Source organism: Aquitalea sp. LB_tupeE (assembly GCF_013391415.1).
Lineage (GTDB): Bacteria > Pseudomonadota > Gammaproteobacteria > Burkholderiales > Chromobacteriaceae > Aquitalea.
In genome coordinates this window covers 15,628-29,666 of sequence record NZ_JACAXB010000020.1, presented here as the reverse complement: position 1 = coordinate 29,666, position 14,039 = coordinate 15,628, and the positions used below count along the sequence as shown (strand labels likewise).

13 protein-coding genes are annotated in these 14,039 nt (G+C 56.1%); 4 read left to right on the top strand and 9 right to left on the bottom strand.

Annotated elements, in window-relative coordinates; genetic code table 11:
• Nucleotides 1-117: 117 nt before the first annotated feature.
• Genes HWX34_RS11485 through HWX34_RS11475 form a run of 3 tightly spaced genes read right to left on the bottom strand, consistent with a single transcriptional unit; the run spans nt 118 to nt 3,023 of the window.
• Nucleotides 118-630, bottom strand: coding sequence for a DUF934 domain-containing protein (locus HWX34_RS11485; RefSeq protein WP_178972364.1), 513 nt, complete (start codon nt 628-630; stop codon nt 118-120).
• On the bottom strand, nt 614-2,272 hold the full coding sequence (locus tag HWX34_RS11480) for a nitrite/sulfite reductase (protein WP_178972363.1): 1,659 nt from the start codon (nt 2,270-2,272) through the stop codon (nt 614-616). Before HWX34_RS11480 ends, HWX34_RS11485 begins: the two co-directional genes overlap by 17 nt.
• Nucleotides 2,273-2,318: 46 nt before the next feature.
• Nucleotides 2,319-3,023 (bottom strand): phosphoadenylyl-sulfate reductase, encoded by a 705-nt coding sequence (locus HWX34_RS11475; protein ID WP_178972362.1) that lies wholly within the window; start codon nt 3,021-3,023, stop codon nt 2,319-2,321.
• A gap of 122 nt (nt 3,024-3,145) precedes the next feature.
• Between HWX34_RS11475 and cysB the strand changes: the two genes are divergently transcribed.
• The gene (gene cysB, locus HWX34_RS11470; protein WP_178972361.1) at nt 3,146-4,090 is read left to right on the top strand and encodes an HTH-type transcriptional regulator CysB; all 945 of its coding nucleotides are present in this window, start codon (nt 3,146-3,148) and stop codon (nt 4,088-4,090) included.
• A gap of 93 nt (nt 4,091-4,183) precedes the next feature.
• On the opposite strand, the gene fabG is transcribed toward cysB, so the two are convergent.
• Nucleotides 4,184-4,924, bottom strand: a complete 741-nt coding sequence (gene fabG, locus HWX34_RS11465; RefSeq protein ID WP_045847603.1) for a 3-oxoacyl-ACP reductase FabG — start codon at nt 4,922-4,924, stop codon at nt 4,184-4,186.
• A 267-nt stretch (nt 4,925-5,191) separates the two neighbouring features.
• Nucleotides 5,192-6,823, bottom strand: a complete 1,632-nt coding sequence (locus HWX34_RS11460; protein WP_178972360.1) for an ABC-F family ATPase — start codon at nt 6,821-6,823, stop codon at nt 5,192-5,194.
• 174 nt (nt 6,824-6,997) lie between these two features.
• Here HWX34_RS11460 and dapA point away from each other — a divergent pair, with 174 nt between their 5' ends.
• Together dapA and bamC are read left to right on the top strand one after the other, a co-directional pair.
• Nucleotides 6,998-7,873, top strand: coding sequence for a 4-hydroxy-tetrahydrodipicolinate synthase (dapA, locus tag HWX34_RS11455; RefSeq protein WP_178972359.1), 876 nt, complete (start codon nt 6,998-7,000; stop codon nt 7,871-7,873).
• A 25-nt stretch (nt 7,874-7,898) separates the two neighbouring features.
• Nucleotides 7,899-9,059: an outer membrane protein assembly factor BamC gene (gene bamC, locus HWX34_RS11450; protein WP_178972358.1), complete on the top strand. Its 1,161-nt coding sequence runs from the start codon at nt 7,899-7,901 to the stop codon at nt 9,057-9,059.
• Between the two features lie 135 nt (nt 9,060-9,194).
• On the opposite strand, the gene HWX34_RS11445 is transcribed toward bamC, so the two are convergent.
• Together HWX34_RS11445 and HWX34_RS11440 are read right to left on the bottom strand one after the other, a co-directional pair.
• A complete protein-coding gene (locus HWX34_RS11445) occupies nt 9,195-9,407 on the bottom strand; it encodes a hypothetical protein (protein WP_045847607.1) in 213 nt (70 codons plus the stop codon).
• A gap of 265 nt (nt 9,408-9,672) precedes the next feature.
• Entirely contained in the window at nt 9,673-10,806 is a 1,134-nt protein-coding gene (locus tag HWX34_RS11440; RefSeq protein ID WP_178972357.1) for a cupin domain-containing protein, read from the bottom strand.
• 139 nt (nt 10,807-10,945) lie between these two features.
• On the opposite strand from HWX34_RS11440, the gene HWX34_RS11435 reads away from it, so the two are divergent.
• Complete coding sequence (locus HWX34_RS11435) at nt 10,946-11,425, top strand: peptidylprolyl isomerase (RefSeq protein ID WP_045847609.1); 480 nt, start codon at nt 10,946-10,948, stop codon at nt 11,423-11,425.
• A 270-nt stretch (nt 11,426-11,695) separates the two neighbouring features.
• On the opposite strand, the gene prmC is transcribed toward HWX34_RS11435, so the two are convergent.
• Together prmC and mgtE are read right to left on the bottom strand one after the other, a co-directional pair.
• On the bottom strand, nt 11,696-12,517 hold the full coding sequence (prmC, locus tag HWX34_RS11430; RefSeq protein ID WP_370459739.1) for a peptide chain release factor N(5)-glutamine methyltransferase: 822 nt from the start codon (nt 12,515-12,517) through the stop codon (nt 11,696-11,698).
• 6 nt (nt 12,518-12,523) lie between these two features.
• The gene (gene mgtE / locus HWX34_RS11425) at nt 12,524-13,927 is read right to left on the bottom strand and encodes a magnesium transporter (protein ID WP_178972355.1); all 1,404 of its coding nucleotides are present in this window, start codon (nt 13,925-13,927) and stop codon (nt 12,524-12,526) included.
• Nucleotides 13,928-14,039 lie beyond the last annotated feature (112 nt).

Here is a 14,039-nt window from a genome sequence, read left to right as displayed (position 1 = left end):
TAGAAATGCGTCAATCCGGTGTCAACACAGCACGACGGCAAAAGCCACGAAGTTGTTGCAGAAAAGCATCATAAATCAGCAACAAGTCGGGCTTTTTGTATCATTCGCACGACACTATCACTGAGATGTTACACGCCGACGAAACAGCGGAACAGGTTCCCGCTGTGTCGATTGGTAACGTTCCGTGAAGGTGTCATATCCGGCCAGCGCAGTATCAGTATCCTTGCCATCCTTGATTTCGAAGGCATTGAAGCCTACTTGCCACAGATAATGCAGCAAATCCACCCATACGTCGCCGAGGGCTCTTAGCTCACCGGCATAGCTGTAGCGCTCCCGCAACAAGCGACCAAGACTGTAACCGCGACCATCAGTGAAGGCCGGGAAATCGACCGCCACCAGAGGCAAGCTGGACAAATCGGCAGCCAGCAAGGCCGGATCGTCGTCCGGAGCCAGCCAAACTGCAGTTTTGCCAAGGCGGTTCTGCCAAGCTGCCTTGTCTGCCAGCCACAGTCCAAGCGGAACAATCACATCGACATCGGCAGCCACTTGCGGGTATTGGCCTTGTGCATCGGCTCGCAATACCTGCCAGCTGTCCTGCGTAACTTGTCCGTCTTTAATGATGCTTCGCATACACGCGCTCCTTGAAGGGGTCGAGGCCGATACGGCGTACGGTTTCAATAAAGCGCTCTCCGTTTGTGCGCTGCTCCAGATAGACCGTCATGATTTTTTCAAAAGCCAGGGGCACATCAGCCTGGGCGAAGGAGGGACCGATCACTTTGCCAATGGTGGTATGACTCCCCTGGCTGCCACCCAGAGTGATCTGGTACCACTCCTCGCCATTCTTATCCACACCCAGAATGCCGATGTTGCCGATATGGTGGTGACCGCAAGCATTCATGCAGCCGGAAAAATTGCAGTCAATCTCGCCAAGGTCGAACAAGTAGTCCAGATCATCAAAGCGAGTCTGGATAGCTTCGGCAACAGGAATGGAGCGCGCGTTGGCTAGGCTGCAGAAATCGCCGCCCGGGCAGCAGATGATGTCGGTCAGCAAGCCGACATTCGGCGTGGCAAAACCTTGGCTCTTGGCCAGTTGCCATACTTCATACAAGTCGCGCTCACGGACATCCGGCAAGATCAGGTTCTGCTCATGCGCAACACGAAGTTCGCCATATCCAAAGCGGTCTGCCCAGTCGGCAGCGGCGTCCATCTGGTCTGCCGTGATATCCCCCGGTGGTACGCCGGTCTTTTTCAATGACAGCACGACAGAACGATAACCAGCCTGCTTGTGAGGACGGGTATTACGCTCCAGCCAGCGGGCAAATGCAGGTTCTGCAGCCAGTTTTTCTGTCAGCTCCGCCGGATTGGACGGCAGTACGTCATAGGCCGGATCGGTGAAGTAACTGGCGTAATGGGCGACATCCACATCGCGCAGGGTGGATGGGCCATCTTTCAGATGCAGCCATTCGTCTTCAACCTTGGCAGCAAAACCGGCAACGGTCATGGCTTTGACCAGAATCTTGATCCGCGCCTTGTACTTGTTGTCACGACGACCAAAACGGTTATAGACGCGCAGCACTGCATCCAGATAGGTCAGCAGATGACGGGTAGGTAGGAATTCCTTCACCACTTCACCAACAATGGGGGTACGTCCCAGACCACCACCGACAATCACCTTGAAGCCGACTTCACCAGCCTCATTACGCACCACATGCAGGCCGATGTCGTGCACTTGCGTTGCAGCACGGTCTTCCAGGCTACCGGATACGGCAATCTTGAACTTGCGCGGCAGGAAGGCGAACTCGGGATGCAGGGTGCTCCACTGGCGGATGATTTCGCAGTAGGCACGCGGATCAAGCAATTCGTCCTGGGCGACGCCGGCGAAGGCATCGGTGGTGGTATTGCGCACGCAGTTGCCCGAAGTCTGGATGGCATGCATTTCCACCTCTGCCAGCTCTGCCAGGATATCCGGCACGCGCGCCAGTTCCGGCCAGTTGAACTGGATGTTCTGACGCGTGGTGAAGTGTGCGTAATTCTTGTCGTAGGTGCGGGCAATGTGCGCCAGCTTGCGCAATTGACGGCTGGACAGGTGACCATAGGGAATGGCTACGCGCAGCATGGGCGCATGGCGCTGCACATACAAACCATTCATCAGGCGCAGTGGGCGGAATTCGTCTTCGGTCAGTGCGCCGCTCAGAAAGCGCTGGGTCTGATCGCGAAATTGCTCGACTCGCTCGCGCACAATGCGATGGTCGACTTCATCATAACGGTACATGGTTGCTTGTCCTTGGGTAAGGTTGGCCTGGTAGGAACGGCCAGCCTTATGCTGGGCGCTTCAGAGGACTGGATTTGATGTGCAGTCCGCACTCTTTGGATTCCGGATTTTCCCACCACCAGCGTCCGGCGCGCACGTCTTCGCCAACCGTGATGGCACGGGTGCAAGGGGCGCAGCCGATGGAGGGGTAACGCTGATCATGCAGGGCGTTGTACGGCACATCGTTGCTGCGGATGTATTCCCATACTTCGGCCTCGGTCCACTCGATCAGCGGATTGAATTTCATCAAACCGTTGTCTGCGTCAAACTCCTGATTACCCAGATCTTGCCGGGTGGGCGACTGTTCGCGTCGCAGGCCGGTAATCCATGCCGACTTGCCTGCCAAGGCGCGCTTTAGCGGCTCGATCTTGCGGATCTGGCAACAGGACTTGCGCAATTCGACACTTTGATAGAAACCGTTGATGCCATGGGTGTTGACATAGCTTTCGGTCGCCGCTGTTTCCGGGAAGTAAACCTTGACCGGTACTGCCGGATAACGCTCGGCAACCCGCTGCATGAGGGTATAGGTTTCGGCGGGCAGACGACCGGTATCCAGGCTGAACACCTGCAGCGGCAGGGACAGGCGGGCGATCAGGTCGGTCAGCACCATGTCTTCGGCACCATAGCTGTTGGCCAGCACTGCGTCCGGGTGTTTGGCGGCAATGTCGGTCAGCAGGGCTTGAGTTGCTGCAAGTTTTACATCCAGGCTCATCGAGCGCTCCACGAATAGGTAAAGTCTGGCTAGGGCATCATCCTACCCAAGCCCTATATAAACCTAAAAGAATATTGTGTTAGTATTTAATGCCTACAGGTTTTATGGAATATGCCCGTCTTATGAAACTGCAACAGCTACGCTATCTGGTCGAAGTGGCCAAACAGGGTCTGAATGTGTCGGAAGCGGCAGAGAAACTGCACACTTCGCAACCGGGCATTTCCAAACAAATCCGCTTGCTGGAAGACGAGCTGGGCATTCAGGTGTTCATCCGCAATGGCAAGCGGGTGGTCTCCGTTTCCGAACCGGGCAAGGAAGTATTGCGCATTTCCGAGCGCATCCTGCGCGAAGCGCAAAACCTGAAGCGCGTCGGGGATGAGTTCTCGCGCGAGTCGGAAGGCGCGCTCACCATTGCCACCACCCACACGCAGGCACGCTACGCCCTGCCCCCCACCATTGCCGCTTTCGTGCAACGCTATCCCAAGGTCAAGCTATCGATCAAGCAGGGTAGCCCCACCCAGATTTGCGAGATGGTGGTTTCCGGTGAGGCGGACCTGGCCGTTGCCACCGAGGGCATCGCTCTTTATAAAGAGCTGGCCATGCTGCCTTGCTATGAGTGGAACCGCTCGGTAGTTGTCCCGCAAGACCACCCCTTGTTGCAGCTGGATCGCCCGCTTTCCCTGGCCGATATCGCCAGCTATCCCATTGTCACCTACGACTTTGCCTTTGCCGGTCGCTCCAAGATCAACAAAGCCTTTGCCGACCAGGGCCTTAGCCCCAATGTCGTGCTGACCGCCATCGATACTGACGTGATCAAGACTTATGTTGCCTTGGGCCTGGGCATCGGCATCATCGCCAGCATGGCATTCGAGCCTAATCGTGATGCCGGTTTGCGCATTATCGATGCAGGCCACCTGTTCGAGCCATCCACCACCAAGATCGGCATTCGCAAGGACGCCTACCTGCGGGGCTTTGCCTATACCTTTGTCGAGCTGTTTGCGCCGCATCTGCACCGCCGCGAAGTAGAAGCAGCCCTGCTTGCCCATGACACAGATCTGGACGACTAAGAACCGCGACATCTGCTCAGCAACAGGCACAGTGCACCGACAAGCAAACGCCCCGGCATGCCGGGGCGTTTTATTGCGTAGACCTGCTGTTATTTACAGGGTCAGGCCGCCGGTTACTTCAATGGCGGCACCATTGATGTAGCTGGCTTCGTCCGATGCCAGGAAGGCATAGACGTTAGCGATTTCGCTCGGATCGGCCATACGCTTCATCGGCACCTTGTCTTCCATGGCCTGGATCACTTTTTCCGGCATGGATTTCAGGATGGGCGTTGCCACAAAGCCCGGGCACACGGCGTTGGCACGGATGCCTTTCTTGCCCAATTCCTTGGCCCAGGTTTTGACAAAGCCAATAACGCCAAACTTGGTGGCCGCGTAGTTGGTCTGACCAAAGTTGCCATATACACCAACAACGGAGGAGGCATTCAGGATCACACCGCCACCCTGTTCAACCATGGTATCCACCACGGCGCGGGCGCAGTTGTAAACACCCTTCAGGTTGATGTCGATCACCTTGTCAAACTGGTCGTCGGTCATCTTGATCAGCTGGGCATCCATCACGATACCAGCATTGTTGACCAGCACGTCGATGCGGCCAAAACGGTTTTTCAGATCGCCAACCATATCGGCAATCTGTGCCTTGTCCGTGACATTGACCTGGTAGCCGACAGCTTCCCCACCCAGAGCCTTGAGTTCTTCCACCACAACATTCACGGCATCGATGTTCAGGTCACAGACGGCAACAATGGCACCTTCCTTGACAAACTTCTCTGCAGTCGCCTTACCGATACCGCTGGCAGCGCCAGTGATGATGGAGACTTTCCCTTTCAATCGCATGGTTCTTCCTTCATTAACTTGAGGTTGCAGGCAACCCGGTGCCGGGTCGACTTTCGGGCTCCACCATCGACCCATTCAAGATCGGGTTCCTGTTTGGTCTTGTCGTTATTATGTTTTTGCTACAAAAAACGGGAGCATCGTGCGCTGATTTTGCAGCGCAACACGATGTCGCACTGCAATATAGCGCACCTGCCCCCGTCGGTAAAGCAATCGCTCTAAGCCATCTGTCAACAAGACAAAGGCATTGAATAAAGAGCGATTTCCAGCTTATTCCAGACCCTTGCTGGCCAGGTAGTCTTCGTAATTGCCGGTGTAGTAGTCGTAACCACCCTTGCCATCCAGCTCCAGCACATGGGTAGCCAGCGAGCTGACGAACTGACGGTCGTGCGAGACGAAAATCAGCGTGCCCTTGTACTTTTCCAGTGCCATGTTCAGGGACTCGATCGACTCCATATCCATGTGGTTGGTCGGTTCGTCCATGATCATCACATTCGGCTTTTGCAGAATCAGCTTGCCATACAGCATGCGACCTTTTTCACCACCCGACAGCACACGTACCGGTTTGGTCACTTCGTCGCCACCAAACAGCAGCCGGCCCAGCGTGCCACGGATCACCTGCTCGTCATCGCCTTCCTGACCCCACTCACGCATCCATTCGGTGAGGTTCATGTCGGTGTCGAAGTCGGCTTCGTGATCCTGTGCGAAATAACCGATCTGGGCTTTTTCCGCCCATTTGATATTGCCGTAGTCTGCAGTCAGGCCTTCAGCAAAAGCGGGTTCGAACGCACCAGCCAGCAGCTTGACCAGCGAGGTTTTACCCGCGCCGTTAGGGCCGATCACGGCCAGGCGGGCACCGGCTTCCAGGATGAAGCTCATGTCCTTGAACAGCACCTTGCTGTCGTAGGCTTTGCTCAGGTTTTCCACTTCAACCGCCTGGCGGTGCAGCTTGAACTTGTCGTCGGTTTCGAAACGAATGAACGGGTTCTGGCGGCTGGAAGGCTTCACCTCCACCATTTCCGACTTCAACTTGTCCACTTGCTTCAGGCGCGAAGTTGCCTGACGCGCCTTGGATTTGTTGGCCGAAAAACGGGCCACGAATTCCTGCAGTTCCTGGATACGCTCCTTGGCCTTGCTGTTGGAAGACAGCTGACGTTCGCGAGCCTGGGCCGAGGCAATCATGTAGTCATCATAATTACCCGGATAGATACGGATGGTGTTGTAGTCCAGATCCGCCATGTGGGTACACACGGAATTCAGGAAGTGGCGGTCGTGGGAAATGATGATCATGGTGGAGTTGCGCTCGTTCAGCACATGCTCCAGCCAGCGAATGGTGTTGATGTCCAAGTTGTTGGTCGGTTCGTCCAGCAACAGGATGTCCGGGTTGGAGAACAGCGCCTGTGCCAGCAGCACACGCAGCTTCCAGCCAGGTGCCACTTCACTCATCGGACCAAAGTGCTGCTCCACCGGAATGCCCACGCCCATCAGCAGTTCGCCGGCACGTGCTTCAGCAGTATAGCCGTCATATTCGGCAAACTTGGCCTCCAGCTCGGCCGCGTGCATGTAGTCTTCTTCAGTCGCTTCGAGATTGGCATAAATGGCGTCACGCTCGCTCATTGCCGCCCACATCTCGGTATGGCCCATCATCACCACATCGATGACGCGCTGGTCTTCGTAGGCAAACTGGTCCTGACGCAGCTTACCCAGTCGCAGGCCGTTCTCAATGGCCACTTCACCGCTGGTCTGCTCCAGGTCGCCACCCAGAATCTTCATGAAAGTCGATTTGCCGGAACCGTTGGCACCAATCAGGCCATAACGGTTGCCTTCGCCAAACTTGACGGAAACCTTTTCAAACAAAGGCTTCACGCCAAACTGCATGGTAATGTTGCTTGTCGTAATCACGCTTGGGATCCTTCAGCCAATCCAGCCGTAAGTATCGGAAAAACCGTGGATTCTAACACATCAGCACGACATTCCGCTGCCGGGCACCAAATGCAATGACATGCTTTTGACCCGTAGGGGAATTCCGCTACAATCGAAGACTTTGAATCCTCATCCCTAGATATAGGCAGAACTATGCTTACCGGTAGCTTGGTTGCCCTGGTCACCCCGATGTCCGCAGATGGTCGGGTCGACTTCGAATCCCTTTCCCGCCTGGTCGATTTCCACATCGACAATGGCACCAGCGGCATTGTTGCCGTTGGTACCACTGGTGAATCCGCCACCCTCGCCGTTGATGAACACATCGCTGTTGTCGAAGCGGTCATCAAACAGGCCAAGGGCCGCGTCAAGGTTATCGCCGGTACCGGGGCAAACTCCACCGCCGAAGCCATCGAACTGGCAGCCCATGCCAAGCAGGCCGGCGCCGACATGACTCTTTCCGTGGTGCCCTACTACAACAAGCCGACGCAGGAAGGCATGTATCGCCATTTCCGCGCAATTGCTGAAAGTGTCGACATTCCGGTAATCCTGTACAACGTACCGGGTCGTACTGTTGCCGACATGAATAATGACACCGTACTGCGCCTCACCGAAGTGCCTGGCATCATCGGGCTGAAGGATGCAACAGGCGATATCGGCCGCGCTTGCGACCTGATCAGCCGTGTCCCGAAGAACTTTGCGCTGTACTCCGGCGACGACGCAACCGGCATGGCATTCATGCTGTGTGGTGGTAATGGCGTCATCTCCGTCACCTCCAATGTTGCACCGAAGCTGATGAGCCAGATGTGCGACGCCGCCATTGCCGGTAACGCGGCTTTGGCACGCGAACTGAACGACAAGTTGCAAGGTCTGCACAAGCAGCTGTTTGCCGAACCCAACCCGATTCCGGCCAAATGGGTACTGCAAGAGCTGGGCATGATTCCTGCAGGCATCCGCCTTCCCCTTCATGTGATGTCGGACAGCCTGCGCCCGCAGCTGACGGCCGCCATGAAGCAGGCTGAACTCATTTAAACCCCCTGACGACAAGGGAGTCCGCATGAAACGAAGCGCGCCCGCCGCGATTCTGCTCGCAACCGGCATTCTTGCCGGTTGCAGCACCTCCAACCCGCTGGAAAAGAAACTGGACTACAAGTCCGCCGAACCGCCCAAAGCGGGCAACACGCTGGAAGTGCCGCCGGACCTGACCGCGCCGCAAATCCAGAACAAATATGTCATTCCGACTACTGGCAGCGCCTCTGCCCTGGCCAGCAGCAATACTGTGGCAGCCACTCAGCAAGCCGCTGCCGTTCAGGCGGCCGTGACTGGCAATACTGTCGCCGTCAACAGTATCGACAATATCACCATGGAACGCGCCGGCACCCAGCGCTGGCTTGAGGTGAAGGGCAAATCGCCGGCCGAACTGTGGCCGGTGCTGAAGGCCTTCTGGCAAGAAAACGGTTTTGTCATCAAGACCGAAGAGCCGGACCTTGGCATCATGGAAACTGACTGGGCGGAAAACCGCGCCAAGCTGCCGTCCGATGGTATTCGCAAGCTGATGGAAACGGTTGGCCTGGGTGGCGCAATGTCCACTCCGGAGCGTGACAAATTCCGCATCCGCCTGGAAAAAACCGCCAACGGCACCGAGATTTACTTCTCGCACCGCGGCATGTACGAAACCTTCATCAACGAAGGCAAGTCGGACACCATGTGGCAGCCGCGTCCGGTTGATCCCAATCTGGAAGCCGAGCTGCTGGGCCGCTTCATGATCCGCATGGGTATCAACGAAGAGAAAGCCAAGGAAGCAATCAAGAAAACCCAGGTGGTTGCCGACAAGCCGAAAGACAGCATTGTTGATGGCAAACTCAACATCAACGACGGTTTTGATCGTGCATGGCGTCGTGTAGGTCTGGCACTCGACCGTATTGGCCTGGTGGTCAATGATCGCGACCGCTCACAAGGTATTTACTTCGTAAAACCCGCCAAGGGTGAACTGGACAAGGAAGAGTCGTCCAGCGGCGGTTTCTGGTCTGGCCTCGCCTTCTGGAAGAGCAAGGACGCTGATCAGAAGGCCAATCCTGGCGCACCGGAATACCGTGTGGTGGTCAAGGAAGAAGGCAACGGCATCAGCTCTCTGGTGGTACAGAACAAGCAAGGTCAGGTTCTTTCCGACAGCTTTGCCAAATCTGTCCTGTCCAAACTACAGACAGAACTGCAGTAAGCCTGCGCTTCCGCATGAAAAAGCCCGCTATTGCGGGCTTTTTTATTTCACCGCACTCATCTGCTATACAGCAGAAAGAAAGTGCAGGCATAAAAAAACCGGCCGAAGCCGGTTTTTTGGTGCTTTCGCGCTGAATTACTGAGCAGCGGAAGCAGCCGGAGCGGAAGCAGCAGCAGCGGAAGCGTCAGCAGCCGGAGCGGAAGCATCAGCAGCCGGAGCGGAAGCGTCAGCAGCCGGAGCGGAAGCTTCAACAGCAGGAGCGGAAGCTTCAGCCGGAGCATCAGCCTTCTTACCGCAAGCGGACAGAGCAACGGCCAGCAGGGCAGCAACGAGGAGCGACTGTTTCATTTTTTCTTGACCTTTAAAGATAAGTTAACAAGACGTCAATTTAATCGCCCAAGCTGTATTTGGAAATGACTGGGCGACTGAAAATCTTTCAGTGCGCAAATTGTATCACGAAAAAAATTGCTGTGTAGGGGGGTAGAGTAGCAAAAATGCCACCAATCGCCCGGCAACCTTCCGCAGTGCAACATTCACAGCAAAATGAGCGTTTGAACGCCGATGCTTGCCGCTTGGATGCCTTGCCATGAGTACATTTGAACATCTGATGTGGTTATTTTGCTACAGACGGCGACAAATGCCAATATCCATTGAGATATCCTTCGTACAGCACACCCAATAACGACGGCCTGATGTCAGCTGCCGACAAATGTCGCTGATTGGCAAACTGTTGCCACACCGCAACATCATCTGGTTCGATTTCGAGAACCTCGCCATTGCAATAGAACATTTCCTGATGGAACAGTATCAGGCTCTTTCGGTCCAGCTCGACACCGCGCAAGGAAATTTCACTGGCAAATTCGTCCTCATCCAACTCATCGTCAGGAGAGTCGTAGAAAACGTGCGGCTTTGGTTCTGTCAGGTAGTGGCCAAGGAAATCGCTCACCGTGTCTTTGTTCCAGACAATCTGGCTGAGCATCTGGCTGACTTTTTCCACCATTTCCTCGCTGATACGGGCCGGATCCGCTTGGCGCTGTAATTCCGGATCAGCATAGCGTCCGTCCAGACAGATATGGTCTTGCAGATGAACCAGGAACTGTGTGGCCAACTCCTGAGCGGGTGCTGCGCGAAAACCGATTGAATAGGTCATGCCCGGTTCCAGTGCCACACCGTAATGCGCACATTTGGGCGGCAGATACAGCATGTCACCGTGCTCCAGCACGAACTCCTCTTCGACACGGAAATCCTGCAACACACGGATGGGGGCATCCGGGATGAAGTCGTCATCAGCCTGTGAGGAAATCTGCCAGCGCTTTTTACCCCCGACTTGCAGCAGGAATACATCATAGGAGTCGAAATGCGGACCGACCGTGCCACCGGGAGGCGCATAACTGATCATCAGGTCATCCAGCCTGGCAAACGGGATGAAATCGAATTGCCACAGAATCTTGTCGATATGCGGCAAATGATGATTCACATTCTGCACCAGTATGGTCCAGTCGGTTTCACCCAGCTTGCGAAAGCGAGCCGGACGGAAGGGCCCGCGCTCCAGATGCCAGCGACCATTGCGGTTCTCGATCAGGCGGGATTCGACGTCTTCCTGCATGGCCAGTTCGGACAGGCATTTAAAATCGACATGGGGACCGACATCGGTCAGCGCACCACGAATCAGCAAAGGCTTTTTTTGCCAGTATTCTTTGAGGAAGGCTTCTGGAGTGAGCCCACCCAGTAATGTCATCGGTTTCATGGCAGTTTCACGGGCTTGCGAGCCCTTCTATGGTTTACAATACGTTCAAGCGGCTGTTCCGCACCATTCCTTGCAGGAGAGGGAATTTTTGTGCTCCCTGCCCTGTCAAGATTTTTCATTTCATCCCGGACAATTTCTGATGCAAATCGCCAAAGATACCGTCGTTACCCTCCACTACGAGATGTTCGACGCGGAAAACAACCTTCTCGACAAGACCGAAGAGCCGATTGCTTACCTGCACGGTGGCTATGATGGCATTTTCCCGCTGGTGGAAGAGGCCCTGCACGGCAAGAACGTTGGCGACTCCGTCGACGTCAAGCTGAGCCCGGATGACGCTTTTGGCGACCCGGAAGAAGAACTGGTTCGCGTTGAAGACCTGGACGTGTTCCCGGCTGACGTGGAAGTCGGCATGATGTTTGAAGCCGACGACCCGGAAACCGGCGACGTTCTGCTGTTCCGCGTCACCGACATCGCTGACGGCAAGGCCATCGTGGATGCCAACCACCCGCTGGCTGGCCAGACCATCCGCTTTGTTGCCAAGGTTACCGAAGTACGTGCCGCCAGTGCTGAAGAACTCAGCCACGGCCACGTTCACGGTGCGCACGGCCATCACCACTAAGCACTAGCCGCGCAATGCCTCCGGCATTGCCTGCCGACACTGGCGCATTACTGTCTTCCAACGGACGGGAATGCGCCAGTTTCATTTCCAGCGCGCCTCACTTGTCGATGGCAGACATCAGGTACCGGCTGTCTGCTTATAGACGGGCACCAGCATGCCGTCAGAAACGCCCTCGTCACTTGATACAGGGCAAAAGATGTCGATGACAGATAAAGCGCCCACCCGGCTGCGGTAAAACTTTCCTACCTGCACACGCAGCACACCATCAACTTATGGTGCAGGCATCTGTCCCAAGCTCACACGATCCAGCCCAGCCAGATCCAGCAGCGTTTCAACTTGCTCAAACCCGGCATGTCGTAGCAAGTCTCTCACTGCAGGCCCCTGATCATAACCATGTTCCAGCATGATCCATGCGCCAGGCCTCAATCGGGACGGCGCACCCTCAATAATGGCGCGCAGGCACATCAAGCCGTCAGCCTCATCAGTCAGGGCCATGCGCGGTTCGAAACGGACATCCCCCTCGTCCAGGTGGTGATCGTGCTGCTCGATATACGGTGGGTTGGAAACGATCAGGTCAAACGTATCCTGCCCGGCCAATGACTGGTACCAGCTTCCCTGATGAAACACGACCGCTGCGCCTAACTGCTGCGCATTGTCACGGGCAACCTCAAGCGCTGCCGGAGACAAATCCACGGCCTGCACCTGCCACGCCGGCGCTTCCAGTGCCAGGGTGATGGCGATGGCACCACTACCGCAGCCCAGGTCCAGCACACGCCTTGGTGCAAGCGTGGTCACGCGCTGCAAGGCGGCTTCCACCAGGTGCTCGGTTTCCGGCCGAGGGATCAATACGGCCGGGCTGACACGAAACGGACGGCCATAAAATTCGCGCTCGCCCAGCAAATAAGCCATCGGTTCGCCTTGCAGCCGGCGCTGTGCCAACTGCGTGAAGCGCGCGACTTCGTCTTCCGTAAGCGGCAGGTCCGGGTCCGCAATCATGCGGGCATGGGTCAGGCCAGGGCGAACATGCTGCAACAGCATGCGTGCCTCAAGACGTGGCAGGGAATGGCAACGCAGTGCCTGTTCAAGTGTCAGCATGATTTACAGCAAGAAAAGAGTGGCAAGGCCAAGGAAAATGAAAAAGCCACCGGAGTCCGTACATGCGGTGATCAGCACGCTGGAGCCCAGTGCCGGGTCACGGCCCAGCTTTTGCATCAATGAAGGAATCAACACACCCATGGTGGCGGCCAGCATCAGGTTGAGCGTCATGGCGGCTAACATGACCAGGCCCAGAGACAGGCGTCCGTACAGCATCCAGGCGATCAGGCCAATTGCACCACCCCAAATCAAACCGTTAAAGATGCTGACACCCAGTTCCTTGCGCCACAAGCGCCAGGCATGATTGACCTGCATCTGTCCCATGGCCAGCGCCCGTACGATCATGGTGATGGTTTGATTGCCGGAGTTACCACCGATACCCGCCACGATGGGCATCAGGGCGGCGAGCGCCACCAGTTGGTTGATGGAGTGTTCGAATGCGCCTATCACCCGCGAGGCGACAAAGGCTGTGCACAGATTGAGGGCCAGCCAGGACCAGCGGTTTTTGACCGAGTCGATGACTGGCGCGAACAGGTCTTCCTCTTCTTTCAGACCAGCAAGGTTCAGCACTTCACTGTCTGATTCTTCCCGCAGTACGTCCACCATTTCATCGACGGTCAGCCGGCCAAGCAAGGCTCCGCGCTCATCCACCACCGGAGCGGATACCAGATCATAACGCTCGAATGCCAGGGCAGCATCGCGCGCTTCGTCCTCAGGCTGAAACGACACCACCTCGGTGGCCATTACGTCGGCCACCATGGCTTCCGGGTCTGCTACCAGCAGGCTGCGCAAAGGCAGTACGCCACAGAGTACTTCGCTGGCATCCAGTACGAAAATCTTGTCGGTCTGGTGTGGCAGCTCATCAAAGCGACGCAGATAGCGCAACACGACTTCGCAGCTGACATCGGCACGGATTTTCACCAGTTCAAAATCCATCAACGCACCAATACTGCCTTCCGGATAAGACAAAGCCGATTGCAATTGCTGACGCTCGGCCTCGTCCAGTTCACCCATGACTTCATACACCACCTGCCGTGGAAGGTCGCCGGCAAGATCAGCCAGTTCGTCGGTATCCAGCTGGCGCGCGGCGGCCAGCAGTTCAGCCGGTGCCATGGATTCGATCAGGGTTTCCCGCACCGCATCGGAAACCTCCAGCAGAATGTCTCCATCCTGCTGGGCCTTGACACGGTCCCACACCAGTAGGCGGTCATCCAGCGGCAGGGCTTCCAGAATGTAGGCGATATCTGCCGGATGCAGGTTTTGCAGTCTTTGCTGTAGCTCGTCCAGTGCCGGCGAATTAGCAGGGGCGACGGCATCATCTTGGTGATGCAGCGCAATCAGCCTTTGCACCTCGGCCAGGCTTTCGCTCAATCGTTCAGCAGTTTGTTTTTTTTCGATAACCGACAAGCACAACTCCTTCCGCCATGGCGACGGAGACTGGGCTACACGGTCGTAATGGCGGCAATCAACAAGGAAAAACGGGGAAGCCAGGGGCTATGGGATAACTGGGTAAGTCCAT